Annotated in this window: 22 protein-coding genes and 1 pseudogene; 11 read left to right on the top strand and 12 right to left on the bottom strand. The window is 71.5% G+C overall.

Annotated features, from left to right (window positions below):
• Window positions 1–21: 21 nt before the first annotated feature.
• Both ACSHV8_RS22920 and ACSHV8_RS22925 read right to left on the bottom strand, forming a co-directional pair.
• On the bottom strand, window positions 22–753 hold the full coding sequence (locus tag ACSHV8_RS22920) for an ATP-binding cassette domain-containing protein (protein WP_436535799.1): 732 nt from the start codon (window positions 751–753) through the stop codon (window positions 22–24).
• Entirely contained in the window at window positions 754–1,827 is a 1,074-nt protein-coding gene (locus tag ACSHV8_RS22925) for a sugar ABC transporter substrate-binding protein (protein ID WP_436535800.1), read from the bottom strand.
• A 116-nt stretch (window positions 1,828–1,943) separates the two neighbouring features.
• Between ACSHV8_RS22925 and ACSHV8_RS22930 the strand changes: the two genes are divergently transcribed.
• From ACSHV8_RS22930 to ACSHV8_RS22950, 5 genes are all read left to right on the top strand, one after another.
• A complete protein-coding gene (locus ACSHV8_RS22930; protein WP_436535801.1) occupies window positions 1,944–3,146 on the top strand; it encodes an ROK family protein in 1,203 nt (400 codons plus the stop codon).
• A gap of 408 nt (window positions 3,147–3,554) precedes the next feature.
• Window positions 3,555–4,805 (top strand): glycosyltransferase, encoded by a 1,251-nt coding sequence (locus ACSHV8_RS22935; protein ID WP_436535802.1) that lies wholly within the window; start codon window positions 3,555–3,557, stop codon window positions 4,803–4,805.
• Complete coding sequence (locus ACSHV8_RS22940) at window positions 4,802–6,364, top strand: ArnT family glycosyltransferase (protein ID WP_436535803.1); 1,563 nt, start codon at window positions 4,802–4,804, stop codon at window positions 6,362–6,364. Before ACSHV8_RS22935 ends, ACSHV8_RS22940 begins: the two co-directional genes overlap by 4 nt.
• A complete protein-coding gene (locus tag ACSHV8_RS22945; protein ID WP_436535804.1) occupies window positions 6,361–7,557 on the top strand; it encodes a glycosyltransferase in 1,197 nt (398 codons plus the stop codon). The genes ACSHV8_RS22940 and ACSHV8_RS22945 overlap by 4 nt, the downstream gene beginning before the upstream one ends.
• A complete protein-coding gene (locus tag ACSHV8_RS22950; protein WP_436535805.1) occupies window positions 7,554–9,677 on the top strand; it encodes a galactose oxidase-like domain-containing protein in 2,124 nt (707 codons plus the stop codon). The genes ACSHV8_RS22945 and ACSHV8_RS22950 overlap by 4 nt, the downstream gene beginning before the upstream one ends.
• Window positions 9,678–9,801: 124 nt before the next feature.
• On the opposite strand, the gene ACSHV8_RS22955 is transcribed toward ACSHV8_RS22950, so the two are convergent.
• Complete coding sequence (locus ACSHV8_RS22955; protein WP_436535806.1) at window positions 9,802–9,963, bottom strand: hypothetical protein; 162 nt, start codon at window positions 9,961–9,963, stop codon at window positions 9,802–9,804.
• Window positions 9,964–9,994: 31 nt separating this feature from the next.
• Here ACSHV8_RS22955 and ACSHV8_RS22960 point away from each other — a divergent pair, with 31 nt between their 5' ends.
• A complete protein-coding gene (locus tag ACSHV8_RS22960) occupies window positions 9,995–10,210 on the top strand; it encodes a hypothetical protein (protein ID WP_436535807.1) in 216 nt (71 codons plus the stop codon).
• An 86-nt stretch (window positions 10,211–10,296) separates the two neighbouring features.
• On the opposite strand, the gene ACSHV8_RS22965 is transcribed toward ACSHV8_RS22960, so the two are convergent.
• The gene (locus tag ACSHV8_RS22965) at window positions 10,297–10,563 is read right to left on the bottom strand and encodes a hypothetical protein (RefSeq protein ID WP_436535808.1); all 267 of its coding nucleotides are present in this window, start codon (window positions 10,561–10,563) and stop codon (window positions 10,297–10,299) included.
• 17 nt (window positions 10,564–10,580) lie between these two features.
• Here ACSHV8_RS22965 and ACSHV8_RS22970 point away from each other — a divergent pair.
• The 5 genes and pseudogenes from ACSHV8_RS22970 to ACSHV8_RS22990 all read left to right on the top strand — a co-directional run.
• Window positions 10,581–10,829: pseudogene (locus ACSHV8_RS22970) on the top strand (FAD:protein FMN transferase); the annotation flags it as partial.
• A 151-nt stretch (window positions 10,830–10,980) separates the two neighbouring features.
• Window positions 10,981–11,499: an FAD:protein FMN transferase gene (locus ACSHV8_RS22975; RefSeq protein ID WP_436535809.1), complete on the top strand. Its 519-nt coding sequence runs from the start codon at window positions 10,981–10,983 to the stop codon at window positions 11,497–11,499.
• A complete protein-coding gene (locus ACSHV8_RS22980; protein ID WP_436536877.1) occupies window positions 11,496–12,083 on the top strand; it encodes a ferric reductase-like transmembrane domain-containing protein in 588 nt (195 codons plus the stop codon). The genes ACSHV8_RS22975 and ACSHV8_RS22980 overlap by 4 nt, the downstream gene beginning before the upstream one ends.
• On the top strand, window positions 12,080–13,246 hold the full coding sequence (locus ACSHV8_RS22985) for an NADH-ubiquinone oxidoreductase-F iron-sulfur binding region domain-containing protein (protein ID WP_436535810.1): 1,167 nt from the start codon (window positions 12,080–12,082) through the stop codon (window positions 13,244–13,246). Before ACSHV8_RS22980 ends, ACSHV8_RS22985 begins: the two co-directional genes overlap by 4 nt.
• Window positions 13,243–13,458, top strand: coding sequence for a ferredoxin (locus ACSHV8_RS22990; protein WP_436535811.1), 216 nt, complete (start codon window positions 13,243–13,245; stop codon window positions 13,456–13,458). Before ACSHV8_RS22985 ends, ACSHV8_RS22990 begins: the two co-directional genes overlap by 4 nt.
• A 24-nt stretch (window positions 13,459–13,482) precedes the next feature.
• On the opposite strand, the gene ACSHV8_RS22995 is transcribed toward ACSHV8_RS22990, so the two are convergent.
• The 8 genes from ACSHV8_RS22995 to ACSHV8_RS23030 form a co-directional block, all read right to left on the bottom strand.
• Window positions 13,483–14,760: a YcaO-like family protein gene (locus tag ACSHV8_RS22995; protein WP_436535812.1), complete on the bottom strand. Its 1,278-nt coding sequence runs from the start codon at window positions 14,758–14,760 to the stop codon at window positions 13,483–13,485.
• A 10-nt stretch (window positions 14,761–14,770) separates the two neighbouring features.
• Window positions 14,771–16,072: a YcaO-like family protein gene (locus ACSHV8_RS23000; protein WP_436535813.1), complete on the bottom strand. Its 1,302-nt coding sequence runs from the start codon at window positions 16,070–16,072 to the stop codon at window positions 14,771–14,773.
• Window positions 16,069–17,520, bottom strand: a complete 1,452-nt coding sequence (locus tag ACSHV8_RS23005; RefSeq protein ID WP_436535814.1) for a CocE/NonD family hydrolase — start codon at window positions 17,518–17,520, stop codon at window positions 16,069–16,071. The genes ACSHV8_RS23000 and ACSHV8_RS23005 overlap by 4 nt, the downstream gene beginning before the upstream one ends.
• Window positions 17,517–18,314 carry a hypothetical protein gene (locus tag ACSHV8_RS23010; protein WP_436535815.1) on the bottom strand — a complete coding sequence of 266 codons (798 nt, stop codon included), beginning with the start codon at window positions 18,312–18,314 and terminating at the stop codon, window positions 17,517–17,519. Before ACSHV8_RS23010 ends, ACSHV8_RS23005 begins: the two co-directional genes overlap by 4 nt.
• Before the next feature lie 70 nt (window positions 18,315–18,384).
• A complete protein-coding gene (locus ACSHV8_RS23015) occupies window positions 18,385–18,570 on the bottom strand; it encodes a streptamidine-related RiPP repeat protein (protein ID WP_436535816.1) in 186 nt (61 codons plus the stop codon).
• Between the two features lie 80 nt (window positions 18,571–18,650).
• Window positions 18,651–19,622, bottom strand: coding sequence for an ABC transporter substrate-binding protein (locus ACSHV8_RS23020; RefSeq protein ID WP_436535817.1), 972 nt, complete (start codon window positions 19,620–19,622; stop codon window positions 18,651–18,653).
• The gene (locus ACSHV8_RS23025) at window positions 19,619–20,428 is read right to left on the bottom strand and encodes an ABC transporter ATP-binding protein (RefSeq protein ID WP_436535818.1); all 810 of its coding nucleotides are present in this window, start codon (window positions 20,426–20,428) and stop codon (window positions 19,619–19,621) included. The genes ACSHV8_RS23020 and ACSHV8_RS23025 overlap by 4 nt, the downstream gene beginning before the upstream one ends.
• The gene (locus ACSHV8_RS23030; protein ID WP_436535819.1) at window positions 20,425–21,483 is read right to left on the bottom strand and encodes a FecCD family ABC transporter permease; all 1,059 of its coding nucleotides are present in this window, start codon (window positions 21,481–21,483) and stop codon (window positions 20,425–20,427) included. Before ACSHV8_RS23030 ends, ACSHV8_RS23025 begins: the two co-directional genes overlap by 4 nt.
• Window positions 21,484–21,520: the final 37 nt, after the last annotated feature.

The raw sequence follows: 21,520 nt of genomic DNA on the forward strand, positions 1-21,520 counted from the left end.
GGCGTAAGCGCGCCAGCGCCGTCATGCGATTTCTCCCACGGTGGATCCGGTGATGGCGGCCACGACGGCCTCGGGGGTGGTCTCGGCGGTGCGGAACTCGCCGGCGTTGCGTCCGAGGCGCAGCACCACGATGCGATCGCTGACCGCCCGTACGTCGGCCAGGTTGTGGGAGATGACCAGAACGGCCAGGCCACGGTCGCGCAGGCGGCGGATGAGGTCGAGGACCTGGGCGGTCTGTTCGACGCCGAGCGCGGCCGTCGGCTCGTCCAGGATCACCACGCGCGGGTCGGCGACCAGGGCGCGGGCGATGGCGACGGACTGGCGCTGGCCGCCGGAGAGCATGGCGACCGGCACCCGGATGTCGCGGATCCGGACGTCGAGCGAGGCCAGCAGGTCCCGGGCGGCGCGTTCCATCCGGATCGGGCGCAGCACCGAGAAGCGGGAGCGTTCGGCGCCGAGGAACAGGTTGGCGACCACGTCGAGGTTCTCGCACAGCGCCAGGTCCTGGTGGACGGTGGCGACACCCAACTGTTGAGCGTCGTGCGGGGTGCTCATCCGTACGGGCAAATCGTCTTTTCGAATGTGACCTTGATCGGGAATGACCACCCCGGAGAGCACTTTGACCAGGGTGGACTTGCCGGCGCCGTTGTCGCCGACCAGCGCGACGACCTCGCCGGGGGCCAGGTCCAGGCTCACGTCGTCGAGAGCCTGGACCGCGCCGTAGCGCTTGGAGATCGATTGTGCCGAGAACACCTACTTGATGCCCTCTCGCTCGCAGGCGGCCTGGACCGGCGCCGTGCAGATGTCGGCGGCCTTGTAGAAGCCGTCCTTGACGATGGTGTCCTTGACCTTGTCGGCGGTGACCGCGATCGGGTCGAGCAGGAACGACGGGATCTGCCCGGTCTTGTTGTCGACCTGGGTCGGTGCGGCCGGGGTCTCCTTGTGGACGACCGCGACGGCGAGTTCGGCGGCCTTCTCGGCCTCGCTGCGGATGTCGAGGTAGATGGTCATGTACTGCTCGCCGGTGAGGATGCGCTGCACCGCCGCGAGTTCGGCGTCCTGACCGGTGATCGGCGGCAGTTTCGCGTAGCCGGCCCGTTTGATGGCGGCGATGGCGCCGCCGGCCATGCCGTCGTTGGCCGACAGGACGCCGGTGATGGTGTCCCGGCCGAGCGCGGTGATCGCCTGTTCCATCTCCTGCTGGGCCTTGTCCGGGCTCCAGTCGGGGGTGTCGAACTCGCGGCCGATCTTGACCTTGCCGTCGAGCACGTTGTGGGCGCCGGTCTTGTAGTCGGCCGAGCTCGGGTCGGTCGGCGAGCCGTTGATCATGACGATCTGACCCTTGTCGGCGCCGCCGTTCTTGCCGAGCGCGTCGAGCAGGGCCTGGCCCTGCATCTCCCCCACCCGGACGTTGTTGAACGAGACGTAGTAGTCGTAGGTGATGCCGGAGATCAGCCGGTCGTAGGCGATGACCGGCACCTTGGCCCGCTTGGCCTGGTTGACCAGGGACGCGACCGCGCCGGCGTCGACCGCGTCCAGGACCAGGGCGTTCGCGCCCTGGGTCAGGGCGGCCTCGACCTGCTGCTGTTGTTTGGCGGCGTCCTGGTCGGCGTTGAAGTAGAGCACCTTGCAGTCGGCGCACAGGGCCTTGACCTTGGCCTCGAACAGCGGCCGGTCGAACGCCTCGTAGCGGGTGGTCTTGGACTCGGGCAGGAACAGGGCGATCGTGCCGGCCTTGTTATTTTCCGCAGATTTATCGTTTTTGTCCCCGGCGCTGCACGCACCGAGGAGAAGCACAGTGGCGACGGCGAAGCTGACTGCTCTCACGGGCACCTCTTTCCAAGGGGGTGAGGAGCATCGTGCAGCGCCCGCCGAGGGTTTGGCAATGTCCTTTACGAAATTCGTGAATGAAGTTTACGAACGGGTGTGGCAGCCTGGAGCCCGTGCAGAGCAGTGCGACCGCCAGTACCACGGCCGTCCTCCGGGTGATGAACGAGCGGGCCGTGTTCGCCGAGGTCTTCCGGCTGGGCAAGGCGTCCCGCCCGGAACTGGCCGGGATCACCGGCCTGTCCAAACCCACGGTGGGCATCACCCTCAACAACCTCGAGGACGCCGGGCTGCTGCGCCAGGTCGGCCGCCGGAGCGGCCCGGCCGGACGATCAGCGCTCCTGTACGAGGTCCGCCCGGAAGCCGGTTACGTCCTGGCCGTGGACATCGGGCGCGCGTTCGTGCGGACCGCGCTGGCCGACCTGGTCGGCACGGTCGTGGCCCGCAAGCAGGAGCCGTCCCGCGGCTCGGACGACCAGGACCTGGTCGCCCAGCTCACCCGGCTGGCCGACGAGCTGGCCGCCACCGCCGGCATCACCCGCGGCGACATCACCCTGGCCGTCTACGGCACGCCGGGCATCCACGACAAGTCCGACGGCTCCCTGCACCTGGCGCCCAACCTGCCCGGATGGGACCGGCCGGACAGCCTGACCCAGCTGGGCGACATCACCAAGGCGACGTACGTGGTGGAGAACGACGCCAACCTGGCCGCCATCGGCGAGGCCCGGTACGGGCTGGGCCGCGACGTGCGGCACTTCGTGTTCGTCTCGATCGGCACCGGCACCGGCATGGGCGTCGTCATCGACGGCCGGCTGTACCGGGGCGCCCGGGGCGCGGCCGGCGAGGTCGGCTACATGCCGGTCGGCGACGGCGACCCCCTGCTGGACCAGCCGGAGTCCCGGCGCCGCGGCATGTTCGAGTCGGTCGCCTCGGCCGGCGCGGTCGTCGCCACCGCCCAGCGCCTCGGCACGCTCGGCGCCGCCACCGCGAAGGAGGTCCTGGACGCCGCCCGCGCCGGGGACCCGGCCGCCCGGCAGACGGTGGACCGCGAGATCGACTACCTGGGCCGGGCCCTGGCCGGGGTGACCGCGGTGCTCGACCCGGAACTGGTCGTGCTCGGCGGCGGCCTCGGCGCCCACGCCGGCGACCTGCTGACCGGACCGCTGCTCGAAAAACTGGGCCGACTGGTCGCGTTGCGGCCGCCGCGCATCGAGGTCTCGACGCTGGGCACCGAGGGTGTGCTTCTCGGCGCGATCGCCTCCGGGCTGACCGCCGCCCACGATCTGGTGCTGAGCCGCGCCGCCCCGTCCACGACTTGATCAATTATCCGGGGACCTCGTTTCATATTTGTCAGCTGTTTCGGCGAGGAAATACGAAGTCCTCCCGCGCAACATTTGCGAAATGAATGTCCACGTGCGACCTCCGCGACAATTCCACGATCATCCAAAGTAGCCATACCCGGTCGTCCGTTCGGTCCATGGTTACGGCTCGAACGGCGGATCGAGTTCCGGAACACGCGCTCAGATCAAGATCTACCTGCGGTTTTGCCCGGCGATTTCCGGCATGCCGGAGTTGGTGTTGCGGTCGCGTTTCGGCCTCGAAAACGTTTCTGAGCGTATTGCAAAATAGTAGACAGTGGACTTGAAAGGTACGGACACCCGACGGCTAATGTCTTTTCTGAACGGTGGGAGTGGGGCCTGCCGATTTCGGGGAAGAGGCTTGGGAAATTGGCTGCCGCCATCATGGTTTTCGTCTCGGTGGTTCTCTCGGCATTCGCGGCGGTCACGCTGTGGTGGACGATGCACGCCTGGCGTACGCCGGAGACCCTGGCCGCCACGCGGTTCGCACCGCCGGACGGGGAACAACATCTGACCTTCTCGCTGCTGGTGCCGGCCCGGCACGAACAGGCCGTCCTGGAGCACACCGTGCAGCGGCTGCTGCAGTCCACACACGAGGCCTTCGAGATCATCATCATCGTCGGGCACGACGACCCGGAGACCGCCGAGGTGGCCCACCGGGTCGCGGCCGCGACGCCGGGACGGATCCTGGTGGTCACCGACCACAACGAGGTCAAGAACAAGCCCCGGGCGTTGAACACCGCGCTGCCGTACGCCCGCGGTGACGTCGTCGGCGTGTTCGACGCCGAGGACCAGGTCCACCCCGACCTGCTGGAACACGTCGACCACGCGTTCCGGGCGACCGGCGCCGACGTCGTCCAGGGCGGCGTCCAGCTGATCAACTTCCATTCGAGCTGGTACAGCCTGCACAACTGCCTGGAGTACTTCTTCTGGTTCCGCAGCCGGCTGCACCTGCACGCCAAGAAGGGGTTCATCCCGCTCGGCGGCAACACCGTCTTCGTCCGGACCGACGTGCTGCGCCGGGCCAACGGCTGGGACGGCACCTGCCTGGCCGAGGACTGCGACCTGGGCGTGCGCCTGTCCAGCCGCGGGGCCAAGGTGGTCGTGGCCTACGACTCGACGATCGTCACCCGCGAGGAGACGCCGCACTCGCTGCAGGGCCTGCTCAAGCAGCGCACCCGGTGGCATCAGGGCTTCCTGCAGGTGCTGCGCAAGGGCGAATGGCGGCGGCTGCCCGGATGGCGCCAGCGCCTGCTGGCCCGATACACGCTGACCAGCCCGTTCCTGCAGGCGTTCTCCGGCGTGGTCATCCCGGTCGGGGTCGGGATCGCACTCTGGACCGACCTGCCCGTGCTCGTGGCGTTGTTCACCTTCCTGCCGGTGCTGCCGATGGCGGCGACGCTGCTGTTCCAGGTGGTCGGCCTGCGCGACTTCGGTCAGGAGTACGACTTGCGGATCAAATGGCATCACTACGCCCGTCTGATCATCGGAGCTTTCCCGTACGCCCTGGTCCTGGCCCTGGCGGCGCTGCGAGCGGTGTGGCGCGAGTACACCGGGCGCCGCAACTGGGAACTGACGTCGCACGTCGGCGCGCATCTGAACGAGGTGGCCCCCGCATGACCGCGGTCGAACTGGCGAAACCGATCTCCGTCGTCCCGGCCGCGGCCGACGACGTACCCGCGAAGAAGCGGTCGGAAAGGATCGACTTGGCCATCGCGGTTGGGCTCACCGCGGTGGTCGTCGGGATGCTGGCCTGGAACATCACCGGCTTCCCGTCGGCCAGCGACGACGAGGGCACCTACCTGGCGCAGGCCTGGGCCGTGCAGCACGGTCGCGGGCTGGCGCACTACACCTACTGGTACGACCATCCGCCCCTGGCCTGGATCCAGTTGGCCGGGCTCTCCTGGATCCCGGCGCTGCTGGCTCCCGGGCTGACCGCGGTGGCCGCCGGGCGGATCGCGATGCTGCCGGTCCAGGCGGTCGGACTGCTGCTGATCTACGTGGTCGGCCGGCGTGTCGGTCTGCCCCGCTGGGCGGCCTCGCTCGGCCTGATCACGTACGGGTTGTCGCCGCTCTACCTGACCATGGGCCGGCAGATCTACCTGGACTCGTTCGCCGTGGTGTGGATGCTCGGGGCGCTCGCGCTGGCCCTGTCGCCGCGCAAACACCTGTGGCACTTCGCGGCGGCCGGCGCCGCGGCCGCGGTGGCCGTGCTGTCCAAGGAGACGATCGCCGTCGTCCTGCCCGCCGTGATCCTGGCCCTGTGGCAGAACTCGGCCCGCAGCTCGACCCGGCCGTGGGCGCTGGGGGCCTTCGCCAGCGGCCTGGTGCTGGTCGGCTGCTTCTACCCGCTCTACGCGGTGCTGCGCGGCGAACTGTTCCCCGGCCCGGGGCACGTCTCGCTGATCGGCGCCTGGCAGTTCCAGCTCGGCTCCCGCTCGGGGTCGGGCAGCGTCTTCTCGGCCGGGTCGGGCGCGCACTCGCTGCTGCAGTCGTGGCTCTACTACGACGCGGTGATCCTGATCGCCGGCGCGGTGGCCAGTTTCGCCGGTCTCGCGCTGCGTCAGGTGCGGCCGGTCGCGCTGGCCGGCGCCATCCTGGTGCTGGTCGCCCTGCGGCCGGGCGGCTACCTGCCGGCCATGTACGTCGTGCAGGTCCTGCCGTTCTTCGCGATCGCCATCGCCGGCGTGATCGCCTACGTCGTCGCCGCGCTGCCGCCGGTCAACGTGTGGTGGCGGTGGGCGGTGCTGGGCACCGCGGTCGCGCTGTCGGTCGCGGCGATCGCCCCGCACTGGTACGTGGGTGACCGCCGCGCGCTGACCACGAACGACAACGCACCGTACGCGCAGGCGGCCGGCTACATCGAGGACCGGCTGCCCGGCCGGGACGGGGCGACGGTCGTGGTCGACGACGTGCTCTGGCTCGACTGTGTGGACGCCGGATATCCGCCCGACCGGGTCATCTGGTTCTACAAGCTCGACCTCGACTCGGCGGTCACCGCGCGGCTGCCCGACGGCTGGCGCGACGTCGACTTCATCGTCTCGACGCCGGCCATGCGCCAGGACCCGAACAGTCTGCCCACCGTGCGAACCCTGCTGACCAACTCGACCGTGATCGCCTCGTTCGGCCCGCAGGACGGCCGGATCGAGATCCGCCGTGTGGACAAGGAGCGCCCATGACCGTCACCAGCGACCCTACGGAGATCCAGCCCGGCAAGGTCCGCTCGCGGATGCGCGGGACGATCGGCGAGCTGCCCGTGCGGACCGCGCTGCGGCAGACCGTCGTGGTGCCGACCTTCAACGAGCGGGACAACATCGCCACGCTGCTCGACCGGCTCACCGCGGCGCTGCCGGCCGGCGAGACCGAGATCGTGTTCGTGGACGACAGCACCGACGACACGCCCGCGGTCATCGAACAGGCCGCGCGGACCTGCCCGATCCCGATCACCGTGCACCACCGCGAGAACGGCGTCGGCGGGCTCGGCGGGGCGGTCGTCGAGGGCATGCGGCTGGCCCGCGGCGAGTGGATCGTGGTGATGGACGCCGACCTGCAGCACCCGCCGGAGATCGTGCCCGGCCTGATCACGGCCGGTGCCCGCGACGGTGCCGACCTGGTCGTCGGCAGCCGGTACGCGGGCGGCGGCAACCGCGACGGCCTGGCCGGCGGCTACCGGCGGATCGTCTCGGGCGGCTCGACGGTCGTCACCAAGATGATCTTCAGGAACTCGCTGCTGCAGGTCAGCGACCCGATGAGCGGGCTGTTCGCGATCCGCACCAGCTCCCTGGCGGTCGAGGAGCTGCGCCCGCTCGGCTACAAGATCCTGCTGGAACTGGTCGTGCGCAACCGGCCCGGCCGGATCGTCGAGGTGCCGTACTCGTTCCAGCCGCGGCACGCCGGGGAGTCCAAGTCGTCGATGGCCGAGGGCGTCCGGTTCCTGAAACACCTCGGGCTGCTGCGCTTCGGCGCCCAGCGGTCCCGGATGCTGATCTTCGGGCTGATCGGCGTCTCCGGGCTGCTGCCCAACCAGGCCGCGCTCTGGGGACTCACCCACCTGACCGGCGTGCACTACCTGCCCGCCGCGGTGATCGCCAACCTGGTGGCGGTCGGGTGGAACTTCGCGCTCACCGACACGCTGCTCTACCGCTCGCGCCGGGCCCACCGCAGTTTCCGGGGCCGGATCAGCCGGTTCTTCCTGCTCGGCAACGCCGACCTGCTGCTGCGCATCCCGCTGCTGGCGCTGCTGGTCGACGGCGTCCACCTGGGCGTGCTCTGGGCGAATCTGGTCACGCTGGTGCTGTCGTTCGCGGCCCGGTTCCTCATCTCCGACAAGGTCATCTACCGGAGTCGAGCTCTGAAACCGGTGACGGCGTGAACGGCGGGGCGGTGCTCCTTCCGTACCGAAGCAATCGTCCCTGGCTGAGTGGCCGCGACCGCAAGCGAATCGCCCAGGTCCTGGTCCTCGTGCTGCTCGTGCTGGTCGCCGCGGCGGTCCCGCAGGGGCCGGCGTGGGCCGGCGCGAACCTGATCGCCAACCCGGGTCTGGAACGGGTCGACGTCGGCGGGTTCCCGGTGTGCTGGGAGAAGTCCGGCTGGGGCGACCAGAGTTTCACCTTCGGGCTGACCGGTCCCGGTCACACCGGCGCCAACGCCATGCAGATCACCCTGGCCACGTCGCCCAACGGCGACCGCAAGGCGATGATGCTGGAGAACCCGTCGTGCGCGCCCAATGTGACGCCGGGCCACCAGTACGACCTGTCGGTCTGGTACACCACGACCACCGCGAACACGGTCATGACCATGTTCCGGCACGACGTCGCGCAGGGCTGGGTGTACTGGACCGACCTGGCCACGCTGGCGGTCACCCCGGCCTGGACGCAGAAGACCGTGCGCACGCCGCAGGTGCCGGCCGACACCGACCAGATCGCGTGGGGCGTCACCATCTACGGCGTCGGCACGCTCAAGACCGACGACTACGCGATGGAGGACGTCACCGCGCCGGCCACCGGCACGGCGTGCAGCGCCGGGGACGCCTGCGTCAAGGGGGTCTGGCAGGTGCTGCCGTTCAACTCCCCCGTGCGCGGCCTCCACACCGTCGTGTTGAAGAACGGCAATGTGCTGCTCGTGGCCGGGTCGGGCAATGATCCGGACGCGTTCGCCGCCGGAACGTTCACCACGGCCGTGTATCAGCCCACCACCGGGACGTTCATCAATGTGCCGACACCGGCTGACCTGTTCTGCGCCGGGCATGTGCAACTGCCCGACGGACGAGTGCTGATCATGGGCGGGAACAAGGCGTATCCGGCGGCGGACGGCAGTCACGGATATGAGGGGTTGAAGGACTCTTACGTTTTCGATCCGGCGACCAACTCGTATTCGCGGGTCAACGACATGACCGCCGGGTCGTGGTATCCGTCGGCGACCGTCCTGGGCAACGGGGACGTGATCTCGCTGGGCGGGCTCGGGGAGGACTCGTCCGGGACGGTGGCGACCCAGTACTTCTCGCAGGCTCAACAGCGGTGGCTGGGGCTCGGCGAGGCTCACCAGACGTGGAACTTCTGGGGGCTTTATCCGTCGATGATCCTGATGCAGGACGGGCGATTGTTCTACACGGGCAGCCATGTGTTCGGGAACGGGCTGCCGGGCACCGGGTCGTCGATCTACGACTACGACGCGAACACCATCACGCCGGTCAGCGGACTGCAGAACAAGGATCAGCGGGATCAATCCATGAGCGTGCTGTTGCCGCCCGCGCAGGATCAGAAGGTGATCACCATGGGCGGCGGGAACATCGACAGCAATCCGGACGCCAACCGCCTCACCGACGTGATCGACCTCAAGCAGGCCAACCCCACCTACACGGCCGGGCCGCTGCTGCCGACCGGGACGCTCACCGGGGGCATTCCACAAACAACACATCAAGGCAAGATGTACGTCTCAGCGGTGCTGCTGCCGGATGGGAAAGTGTTCGAGACCGGCGGCGGGCTGCACAATCGGGCCGATCCGGTATACGAGGCGTCGATGTACGACCCGGCGACCAACACGTTCACCGCCGGGATGGCTGTTGACCCGGTGCCCCGCACGTACCACTCGTCGGCGTTCCTGCTGCCCGACGGGCGGGTGATGGCGGTCGGGGACAATCCGGGGAACGGATCTTTCGACATGCGGCTGTCGGTCTACTCGCCGCCGTATCTGTTCAAAGGGGCTCGGCCCCAGATCCTCGGGCTGTCCTCGGCCGAATGGGCCTATGGATCCACCCGGGTCGTCACCGTGGACGGGCCGATCCTGAAAGCCGAACTGATCCGGCCCGAGGCCGTCACCCACTCCAGCGACCCCAATCAGCGGTTCGTGGACCTGCCGATGTCGGTCAGCGGGAACACGATCGGGCTCAACCTGACGTCGAACCCGAACATCGCGCCGCCCGGGTGGTACATGCTGTTCGTGGTCGGGACCAACGGGGTGCCGTCGGTGGCGCAGTGGGTGCATGTCGGATGACCGGGCGGCGGGGGTTGATCGTCGGGGCGGTGGCCGCGGTGGGAGCGGGCGCCGTGGTGGCCGGGGCTGTGGTGGGGCTGGTGGGGCTCGGTCGGGCCGGGGTTGCCTCGGCTGAGGCTCCGGCTCAGGTGACGGCGCCTTTGGTGGCCGTTACCGGCTCCCTTTCTTCGTCTCCTATGCCCTCGTCGTCGTCTTCGCCGTCACCTTTGTTGTCATCGGCCTTGCCCAGGCCGTCGCCTTCGTTGGACAAAACGGGCACGGCGGCGCCCTTTGTCCAGCGATTCACGGACGGGCCCACCGCAAGCCCGCTGCCCCGGGTGAAGTCGCCGACGGCGCCGCTGAAGGTGCCGGCCTTCGTGGACGGTTGCGACCACAACTACGGGACTGCCACCCAGTGTGTCCCGCTGACCTTCCCGGCCGGGGTCACCGACAAGTGCGCCTGGCTCGCGGCGCACGGCTTCACCGACCTGATCGTGGCCGGTAAGGATCGCCAGAGGCTCGACGCCGACGCTGACGGGATCGCCTGTAATTAGCGGCGGCCGGCCGGAATGCGTTCACAGAGAGCGCCAAGGATCCGCACAGGGCAGAACGAACCGGGCGACGCAATCTCGTTGACAGGTCAACGAGAGGAGCACCGGATGAAGCGGGAAGCCGGACTGCGGCGCACGTCGCTGATAACCGGCGCGCTGGTCGCGGCCAGCGTCGCCGGAACTCTGGCGATCGGGGTGGCCGCGTACGCGTCGGACACGGCCACCTCCACGAGCAGCGACTCGTCCACGAACACCACGTCAAACAGCGACTCCAGCACCACCGACTCGTCCTCGACCAGCAGCAGCGGCAGCTCGCCGACGCTCTCCAGCGGGAGCGACAGCGGCTCGCAGGCCACGTCGGGAGGGTCCTGAGATGCCGCTCGTCGAAACCCTTCCGGTCGGCGCGGACACCGCGCAGTGGTCCGTCTGGGGCACGGTGGCTCGGATCGTGGTCACCGATCCGGGGCGGCTGGCCGACGCGAGCGAGCTGGTCAAGGCCGAGCTGGCCGCGGTCGATCGGGCCTGCAGCCGGTTCCGGCCCGACTCCGAGCTGAGTCACGTGGGCCGGGCCGGCGGGCGGCCGGTGCGGATCAGCACCGTGCTCGCCGGCCTGGTCGCGATGGCCCTGCGCGCGGCCGACGAGACCGAGGGCGCGGTCGACCCGACCGTGGGCGGGGCGCTGTGCGGGCTCGGCTACGACCGGGACTTCGCGCTGCTCACCGGCGACGACCGCGCCCGCGGTACGCGTCTTCCCGAGCCCGGACTGGCGGTCGGTGCGGCTCGACGCGGGCCGGCGCGAGCTGACCGTGCCCGATGGTGTCCTGCTCGACCTCGGTGCGACCGCCAAGGCCGCGGCCGCGGACCGGGCCGCCGCGCGGGTCGCCGGGGAACTGGGCGTGGGAGTGCTGGTCGCGCTGGGCGGCGACATCGCGACCGCCGGGGCGGCGCCGGACGGCGGCTGGCAGGTGCTGGTGCAGGACCGGCCGGGCGACCCGTCGTGCACGGTGCGGTTGCCGGGCGGGGCGGCGCTGGCGACGTCGAGCACCGCGAGCCGGGTCTGGGGGCGGGCCGGGGAACTGCTGCACCACATCGTGGACCCGCGCACCGGGCGGCCGGCGGCGCGGGTGTGGCGGACCGTGTCGGTGGCCGCGTTCACCTGCCTGCGGGCGAACACGCTGAGCACCGCGGCGATCGTCGCCGGGCGGCGGGCGCCCGAGATGCTGCGCGAGATGCCCAGCCGTCTGGTCGGGCGGGACCTCGACGTGCTGCTCCGGGGTGGGTGGCCGTCGTGACCGATGCGCTCTGGTATTTCGCGCGGGGCAGCGGGGTCGTGTCGCTGATCCTGCTCACCACGGTGGTCGCTCTGGGCATCGGAACCCGATCCGGGCGTACGGCGTTCGGACTCCCCCGGTTCGCGGTGAGCCTGCTGCATCGCAACGCGTCGCTTCTCGCCGTGGTTTTTCTGGCCGGGCATGTGCTGAGCCTGCTGCTCGATCCGTACGCCCAATTGAAGGTTCTTGATCTGGTTTTGCCGTTTGCCGGAAGTTATCGGCCGTTCTGGCTGGGGCTCGGGACGGTCGCCGTCGATCTGGTGCTGGCCATGGTGGTGACCAGCCTGCTGCGGCGGCGGCTGGGTGTGCGCACCTGGCGGATCGTGCACTGGCTGGCCTATCTGTGCTGGCCGGTGGCCCTGATGCACGGGCTCGGCACCGGCACCGACCGTGGTACGTGGTGGCTCTGGGCGATCTCGATGGCCTGCGCCGCGATCGTCGCCGCCGCCGTGGTGTGGCGGATTTCTACCGGATTTGTGCGGTTCCCGCAGCGGGTGGAGCGTCGTGTCGCTCCGCGGCTGCGCCAGATGGAGGAGGTCGGATGACGATCCTGGAGGTGCCGGCCGGCCGCGTGCGGCAGCGGCTGCTGGACGGTGGCGACGACGGTCCGATGCCCGCCCTGGATGCTCAGCGCATCGCCGGTCTGGCTCGGGAGGCGGGGCTGACCGGTCGTGGCGGGGCCGGATTCCCGGTGTGGCGCAAACTGGCGGCGGTGGCCGGGGCCGGGCGGCCCGCGGCGGTGATCGCCAACGCGGCCGAGGGCGAGCCGGCCAGCGGCAAGGACAAGGCGCTTCTCGCGTACCGGCCGCATCTGGTTCTTGATGGTCTGCAACTCGCCGCCCGGGCGGCCGGTGCGCGGTCGGCCCACCTCTATGCGCCGAAGGCCGCGCTGGACGCGCTGCGCCCGATGGTGCAGGCTCGCCGCGATCCGCTGCCGGTCAGCCTGCATGCGGCGCCGGACTCGTTCGTCTCCGGGGAGGAATCGGCGGTCGTGGCCGCCGTCGGTGGCCGGGATGCGATCCCGGCCGACAAACGGGTCCGGATCACCGAGGCGGGCATGCTGGTCCAGAACGCGGAAACACTGGCCCACCTGGCGCTGATCGCCCGGCGGGGACCGGACTGGTTCCGCGAGGCGGGCACCCGCGAGGAGCCCGGGACGTTCCTGGCCACCGTTTCCGGGGCGGTGAACCGGCCCGGTGTGGTCGAAGCCGGCTACGGGGTGACGCTCGGCGAGCTGATCTCCGCGGCCGGCGGGGCGTCCGGGCGGCTGCAGGCCGTGCTGGTCGGCGGGTATCACGGCGGCTGGGTGCCGGCCGACCCGCGGCTGGAGGTGAGCCGGGCGGCGCTCGGGCCGTTCGGTGCCTCGCCCGGCGCGGGCGTGGTGGTGGCGCTGCCGGTGGGCACGTGCGGGCTGGTGGAGAGCGCTCGGATCGCCGGATATCTGGCCGGGGAGGTCGCCGGTCAGTGCGGGCCGTGCGTCAACGGTCTGCCCCGGATGGCCGGGACACTGTCCGATCTGGCCCACCGGCGGGGTCGGCCCGGGCTGCCGGCCGAGGTCGAACGGCTGGCTCGGCTGGTGACCGGGCGGGGTGCCTGCCGGCATCCGGACGGGACAGCCCGGATGGTGCTCAGCGGGCTGCGGGCCTTCGACGCGGACGTGCGGGCCCACCTGGCCGGACGCTGCCTGGCCACGGAGGTGACGGGGTGACCGGGCAGCGGCTGCACATCGACTGGACGGCCTGCGACGGGCGGGGAACCTGCACCGAACTGCTGGAAGAGGTGCTGGTGGAGGACGACTGGGGATTCCCGATGGCTCGGGACGGATCGGCGCGGCCGCTGGTGCCGGAGGCGCTTGAGCGGGCGGCTCGGCAGGCGGTGGATCGGTGTCCACTGCTGGCGTTGCGACTTGTCCGGGACTGATCGGGCCGGCCCGTCGCCGCAGTACTAATGCGGCAGGGGCAGCAGCCGTGGGGCGCGGCCGGCGAGCCGGGCGGGCAGGCGGGTGCCGCCCAGCAGCGGAAGGCCGGCGGCGGCGTTGGTGTAGTAGCCGGGTACGACGACCCGGACCACGTGCAGGCCGGCCGCGCGGACGTCGGCGGTGGTGACCTCGACGGCGAGGACCCGGTGGCCGCGGCCGGTGAGGCGGTCGGTCAGGTCGGCCAGGGAGGTGGGTGGCTCCCACTCCGGGTCGCCGTCGCGGACCGTGCCGGAAAGCTCCGTCTCGAAGCGCTGCTGGACGGCCGGGTCGAGGTGCAGCTGCAGGTGGCATCCGTAGTCGACCACGTCGGCGCGGTCGGCGCGGTAGGCGGCCGCGTAGTCACGGTTCGGGCGCCACGGTTTCAGGGGGCTGCCGGGGCCGGCCGCGGCCCGTGCGAACCCGGAGTCCGGGCGGTCGTAGTCGCCCAGCAGCAGCACCAGCTGCAGCGCTTCGCCGAGGGCCTTCCGCGCGGCCTCGCCCGGGTCGGCGCCCGCGCCCATGCCCAGCGCCTGGTAGCCGCGGCTGTCGTCGCGGACCAGCGCGCCGATGACGGGCAACCCGACGTCGTTCGGGAACGCGAACCAGCGCGCGTGCAGCGGCGGGCGCACCAGTTGCCGCAGCGCCGCCGGGGCTTCGAGAGGGGTCAGGTGGCCGCGGCCGGTCCAGGCCAGGGTCATGGCGTCGCGTTCGATGACCTCGCACAGCGCGGACCAGGTCGCGCCGTCCACGGTCGCAGCGGTCGCGATGCCGGCCTGCACGATCGGGTTGGTACGCGGACCGCCGGGATGGTTGACCCAGACGAGCGAGGCCGGCACCGCCGCGGATCGCCCGGTGGCCACGTCGACCCCGCGGGCCCAGGGCACGGCGAGGTCAGCGGTCAGCGGCACGCACGGGAATCCGGTCTGCCGGTACTGCTCCGCGCTGAACAGGGCCAGGGTCGCCGGGTCGACGGCATCCGGGATCGCGGTGGCCGGGCCGACCGGCAGCCCCGGCGGGACCAGGTTTCCGCAGTAACGTTCGACGGCCTCGCCGAGCGCCGCGGCCACGGCCCGGTCCCCGTCGGCCGATGAGGAGAAGGCGTATCCGGCGCCGGCCGAGTCCGCCGGGTACGGCCCGAACACGGTGGTGTCGGCCAGGTACGAGTCGACGATGGTGTACGAGGTCGGGAAGTGGGCCGGGACGGTACGCCGGTCGAGCCGGCGCACGATCCCGGTCCGGGAGTCGACCAGCAGGTCGCTGCGCATGGGTGGCCTCTCAGGCGAGCGGGATCGGGGGCCGTGACGGGCCGGCCGGCAGACGGTCGCCGCCGAGCAGCGGGAAGGCCGGCGGCGAGTTGCCGTACAGGCCGGGCACGAGGACGCGGACCACCCGCAGCCCGGCCGCGGCCACGTCGCGGGTGGTCAGGTCGACCGAGACGGCGCGCAGGCCGGCCGCCGCCAGGCGCGACAGGTAGACCTCGCGAGCCCGGTCCGCGGGCACGGCCGCGATCCGGTCGAATGTGGTCGCCGGGTGCTCGGCGCGCAGCCGATCGAGCGGTTCGCCCTGCATGCGGGGGTCCAGGTAGAGCTGGGCGATCGCCGGCAGGTCGACCAGGTCGCGCAGGTCGGGCCGGAACGCGTCCCGGTAGGAACGGTCGGCCCGGTAGGGACGGAACACGTGCCCGGCCAGGACACCCTCACGGACGGCGTGCCAGACGTCGGAGTCCGGGTCGAGCAGTTTGCGGGTCACCGCGTACAGCCCGATCGCCTCGACCAGGGCCTTGGTGGCGGCCTCGCGCGGGTCGGCGCGGCAGGCGCTGCCGAACGCGATGACCTGCTCCCGATGGTCGGTGAGGAACGCGGTCACCACCGGCACGCCGAACGCCGACGGGATCGATCGGATCCGGACGGTCCGGTCGGCCGCGTCCGGGTCGTCGAGCCGGGCGATCAGGTCCCCGGCGTCGGTCACCAGCGGCGCCGGCTCCTCGCCGGCCCACCAGAGGGTGGTCGCGTCACGCTCGAAGATCTCCTCGAGAGCGAACCGTTCGGCGTGCGAGCGGTCGGTGCCGGTGGCGATGCCGGCGTAGGACAGCGCGTTGGTCGGCGGCTCGGTGCGGCGCGGTCCGGTGTAGTAGTTCAGGTAGGCCAGCGAAGCCGGCACCAGCACGTCGCCGCCGGTCTGCAGGTCGGTGCCGCGCACCCAGGCAACGCGCAGGTCGTGGTCGAAGGGCACGAACGGGAACCCGGCCGTGGCGTACTGCTGCGGGCTGTACAGCGCCAGGGTCGCCGGATCGACGGCGGGTTCGCCGAGTTCCCGGTAGGAGGAGATCGGCAGGCCGTCCGGGACGATGTTGCCGCAGTAGCGTTCGACGGCCTCCCCCACGGCCGCGCGCCACGCCCGGTCCGGGTCGCCGAGCGAGGCTCCGAAGCCGTACCGGTCGGCGGTGTACGCGGCATACCGATCGGTGGCGGCGACGTGCGCGCCGTATCCCACCCAGCCGGGCGGCACACCCGGCTGCCGGGGCTGGCGGCGCACCGCGGTGATGAGTCCGAGCCGCGGGTCGATCAGCGGGTTCACGTGTCCTCCCCGATCGGCAGGTGCAGGGCGATCCGGCGCACGTGCCGGCGCACCGGCGCGACCGCGGTGCCGCGGTAACGGTCGTCGGCGAGCCAGCGGGCCAGGTGCGGGAAGTCGCCGCCGGTGATCTCCAGCAGCAGGCGGGAGCCGGCCGCGACCCGCACCGCGGTCTCGTCGAGCGTGATCGGCCCGCCGGTACGCGACTCCCGGGTTCCCTGGGTGACGGCGATCGCGGTTCCGTCCGGGGACACCTCGATCAGCCGCACGACCACGTCACCGTCACCGTCGACGTCCACATCGGCCACCGGCCGGCCGGTGATGGTGATCGCGGTGTCGAGCGGCTCGCCGGCGAATCGGGCGGCGTCGGCCCGGCCGGCGATCAGCGGGGAACGGTCGGCGCCGGGGTTCGCCGACGGGTACGGATCCGCCGGGTCGTAGACGAACGACGTGCCGGCCGGATCGATGTGCCAGGTCCGTGTGCCGGCCGGTGGCGGCCACCGCTCGTGATCGGTCCAGCCCTGACCGATCACGAAAACCCGCGCGTCCGGGTGCGGCCGCTCCCGGTTCAGGACGGTGCGCACCCAGTTCAGGAGTACCTCGCCGATCCGTACCCGCGAGTCGGCGCCGTGGTCGCGGTCGCCCACGATCGTGGTGCCGCCGTGACCGAGGTCGTGATCCCACGGTCCGATCAGCAGCGAGCCCCGGTCCCCGGCGGTCCGCCACTGGTGCAGCGTCTCGTCGAGCAGCAGGTCGTACCAGCCGCCGACGTGCAGTGAGGCCGCGGTCAGCGCGGCGATCTCGTCGTCCCGCACGGCCTCGGCGTCGACGTGCTCCGGGCCGCGGTCGACGACGTCGGTCCACTCGCGCAGGTCCGGCCACATGAGATGCTCAAGATCGGTCACCGGCAGGTGCCGGATCAGGTCCGGCCGGGCGGCGAACATGTCGGCGGCCAGCCCGGTGCGGCTGGTGCGGGCCTCGGCCCGTTCGGCCCACCAGGTGGCGTGCTCGGCCAGGCGCAGGATGCCGGACCGGTCGAACTTCACCCGGGCCAGACCCATGGCCGCCCCGAAACTGATCACCGCGCGGACGGCCGGCGACCGCTCGACCGCCATCGTCCAGGCGGTGTACGCGCTGTACGACCCGCCGAGCGCCACGATCCGCCCGTCGCACCACGGCTGCGCGAGGATCCAGTCGATCAGCTCGGCCCCGTCGGCGCGTTCACCGTGGTAGGGCCGCCAGACACCGTCGGATCCGTAGCGACCGCGGACGTCCTGGACCACGTAGCCGAAGCCGTGCCGGGACCAGCCGAAACCCTCGGCGCGGTGGGCCGCCCGGTCGTAGGGCGTACGGGTCACCACCACCGGCGTCGCCGCGCCGCCCGCCGCCGGGTAGGCGTCGGCGACCAGCACGGCACCGTCGGAAGCGGTCAGCCGCACGTTCGCCCTCACGCCGTACCGGCCGGGAACGGCAGTGGCAGCACCGGATGCGGGGTGACGGCCAGCGTGGCCGGATCGATCTCCAACTGCTGCCCGGCCGCGGCCGGCGCCCCCGAGGTCAGGAACGCCTCCACGTCGGCGGCCAGCACGCCGGCGATGATCGCGCTCGCTCCGGGCCCGGGCCCGGGCACCGGCGGCAGATCAACACCACGATCAAGATATTTCCAGTACGCGATCAGCTCGTCCGGAACTCCGCAAGCGCCCAACCGCCGGGCCCGCGTGTCGGCGTACCCGGCGGTCCGGCCGGGCACCGCCATCGGGCCGGTGAACCAGCGGGTCCCCTCGGCGTAACAGCCGTGCCAGGCGACCCCGAGCCGCTCGCAGGTCGCGCCGAGCTCCCGCCAGGCGGCGTCCGGCAGCCAGCCCGCGCAGGAGAGCACCACGTCGATTCCGGCCGTGACCTCGGCGCCCGGGTCGACCAGGTCGTGCCCCTCGCGCAGCAGGCCGGTGAGCAGTGCGGCGATCGGGCCGTCACCGCGCACCTGGACGCGGCCGCGGCGCGGCGCCGACCCGGCCGGGGCCAGCACGCCCTGATCCTTCAGCGCGGCCACCAGCTCGGCGGTGCCGGCCGGGGGCTCGGCCACCGGGTGACCGTGCAGCGTGCGCCGGGTGGCGGCGAGCAGGTCGGCCGGGGCGGTGATCCGGACGAACCGGTCGCCCGGGAGGTAGTAGCGCCACACGCCGTCGGGCCCCTCGTAGAGGTGGCAGCCGGCGGTCAGCCGGGGCGGGTCGGCCAGGTTCGGCACGGTGGTCCTTTCTCGACCGGGGCCGGCGCCCCTGGGGGTCTCAGGGGCGCCGGCGTTTCTCGGTGGAACGTCAGGCCTGGTACGCGAACGGGCTCTGGACCAGGGCGTTGGTGCCGGGACCCTGCAGGGCGCGCAGCGGCTCCTGCTCCGTGACCGGCTCGAACGCGAAGGCGCTGTGGACCAGGGCGTTGGTGCCCGGGCCCTGCAGGGCGCGCAGCGGCTCCTGCTCCTTGACCGGCTCGAACGTCACCTTCATGGGGAACTCCCTTCCTTGTTGAAAACGATTGTCGTTTTCATTTGGAGACTCTACGGATCCGTCGATCGACAGGCAAGCCGTCACGGATGCAGAGCCGCCGCCAATTTCTCGACCCCGGCGACACCGGCCAGATTGGTGGAGTCGTTCTGCGGCAGGAAGACGACGTGGCCGTCGCGCACCGCGGAGACGGTGGGCAGCGCCCGGGTCAGGGCGGCCCGTGCCGACTCCTCGCTCTCGCCGGCGCTGAGCAGGTAGATCACCGTGCCCGGATCGCGCCGGGTCACGTCCTCGACCGACACCTGGCCGTAGTAGGCCCTGGCCGGCAACACACCGGAGTAGACGTTGGTCGCGCCGGCCAGTCGGGCCATGTCGCTGTAAACGCCCTCGTAGGTGTAGAGCTGGCGGTCGAAGGTGCTCAGGAACGCCACCGGCGTGGCCGGCTTGCCCGCGATCCGCTGCGCGACCGCGGTCAGCCGACCATCGACTTCTTCGCGTACGCGCTGCGCGTCGGCCGGGCGCCCGAGGATCCGGCCCAGCGCGTCGAGGTCGGTGTCGACGTCGCGCACCGTGGCCCCGGTGGCGTCGTCGCCGCAGAAGCCGCTCAGGACCATCACCTGGATGCCCTGTTTGCCGAGGTCGTCGATGGTGGGCAGTTGCTTGCCGTCGAACAGGTACTCGCCGTCGGCCCAGATCAGCTGCGGCCGCGCGGCGAGCAGCCGTTCCCGGCTCGGCGCACTCTCGCCCAGCACCGGGACACGCGCGGCGGCATCGGCGTAGGCGCCGGTGACCGTGCCGGTGCTGGTGTTGTACTGCCCGGCCAGCGCTTCGCCGGCGCCCAGGGCAAGCAGTAGTTCGGTGTTGGACGACCAGCCGGACACGATGCGGGTCGGCGGCCGGTCGAAGTGCAGGTGCCGGCCGCAGTTGGTCACATCGACCGGGAAACCCGCGGTCGAGGCGGCCGGGGCCGGCTCGGCGGTGGCGGCACCCGGGCCGCAGCCGGTCAGCGCGATCGCGGCGGCCAGCGCGCTCATCGCGTACGCAAATCGTTTCATGGTTCTTCTCTTTCTTGATCTCGGAAATCGAGGTGGGTGGCGAAGATCAGGTGGGGACGACCGGTGTCGGGGTGGGCGATGCGGTGCGCGGTGACGCCGTAGACGTCGGCGATCAGCGCGGGAGTCAGCACGTCGCGCGGCGTGCCGTGGGCGACCGGGGCGCCGTCGCGCAGCAGGTACAGGTGGTCGCAGTACGCGGCGGCCAGGTTCAGGTCGTGCAGCGCGGCCAGGACGGTGACGCCGAGCCCGCGGACCAGGGAAAGCAGGCCGAGCTGGGTGCCGATGTCGAGATGGTTGGTCGGCTCGTCGAGGATCAGCACCGACGGCTGCTGGGCGAGCGCACGGGCCAGCAGCACCCGCTGCCGTTCGCCGCCGGAGAGCGTGCCGAACGCCCGGTGCTCGTGGCCGGTCAGGCCGACCGCGGCGATCGAGCGGGCCACCACCTCCCGGTCCCGCGGCGTCTCGCGGGACCAGGTGCCGTGATGCGGGGTGCGGCCGGCCGCGACCAGCTCGGCGACGGTGAAACCGACCTCGTGGCCGGGCTCCTGGGCCAGGACGGCCACCTGGCGGGCGGCCTCGCTCGCGGACAGCTCGGTGAGCAGGTCACGGCCGTCCAGACGGATCGTCCCGGCCTCGGGGGTCAGGGCGCGGTACACCGTCCGGAGCAGGGTCGACTTGCCGCTGCCGTTGGGACCGAGCAGGCCGACGAACGAGCCGGGCGGGCAGCGGACGGTGACGTCGTGGATCAGGCGGGCGGCGCCGATGCGTACGCGTAAATCCTGAATCCGAAGCTCGGCGGCGGTCATGCGACGCCGGCGCGGCGCAACAGCACCAGGAAGAACGGGACACCGGCCACGGCGGTGACCACGCCCAGCGGGAGCTCCAGCGGCGCGGCCGCGACCCGGCCGACCAGGTCCGCGAGCACCAGGAACAGTCCGCCGGTGAGCGCCGCCGCGGGCAGCAGCCGCCGGTGGTCGGCCCCGATCAGCAGGCGGACGGCGTGCGGCGCGACCAGTCCGACAAAACCGACCCCGCCGGCCACGGCGATCACCACCGCGGTCAGCGCGGCCGCGACGATCAGCAGCCACCACCGCAACCGGTGCGCGTCAACCCCGAGCGACGCGGCCGCGTCGTCGCCCAGATACAGGGCGTTGAGCCGACGGGCCTGCCCGAGCAGCCAGCCGGTCGCCGCGGCGACCAGCACCAGCGGCATCACCAGCGCGCTCCACTGCGCGCCGGAGACCGTGCCCAGCAGCCAGAACAGGACGGCGGCGAGCTGGTTGCTGCTCACCCGCAGCTGCAGGAACGTGGTGCCGGCCTGGAACAGATAGGACAGCGCGACGCCGGCCAGCAGCAGCCGGGTCGGGTCGAGCAGGCCACGCCGGCGGCCGAGAAACAACACCAGAGCGAGCGTCGCGACCGCGCCGAGAAAGGCCGCGGCGGAAACGCCGATCGCGGCGCCGGTGAGGGTCAGGGCCGCCACCGCGGCCAGAGCGGCGCCGGAGGAGACCCCGAGCACGTACGGATCGGCCAGCGGATTGCGGACGACGACCTGCAGCACCGCGCCGGCCACGGCCAGTCCCGCGCCGACCAGGAAGGCCAGCAGGACGCGGGGCAGCCGTACCTGCCAGACGATCTGATCGGCGAGCGCGTCGGACGGTGTCACGCCGGTCAGGTGGGCGGCGATCACCGAGCAGACCCGGCCGAGCGGGATCGACACCGCACCGGTCCCGGCCGCGACGCCCAGCACGACCGGGGTGAGCAGCACCAACACGGTGATCACGACGGCATACCGGGTACGGACTGTGGACGGTGGCGGGGCGGCCGGTGCATCCCGGACCGGGGGCAGAACGTTGGTCACGCGCCCATCTTGTTGGAAACGGTTTTCATTGTAAAGT

Origin of the sequence: Actinoplanes sp. HUAS TT8 (genome assembly GCF_051380535.1) — a bacterium.
GTDB lineage: Bacteria > Actinomycetota > Actinomycetes > Mycobacteriales > Micromonosporaceae > Actinoplanes.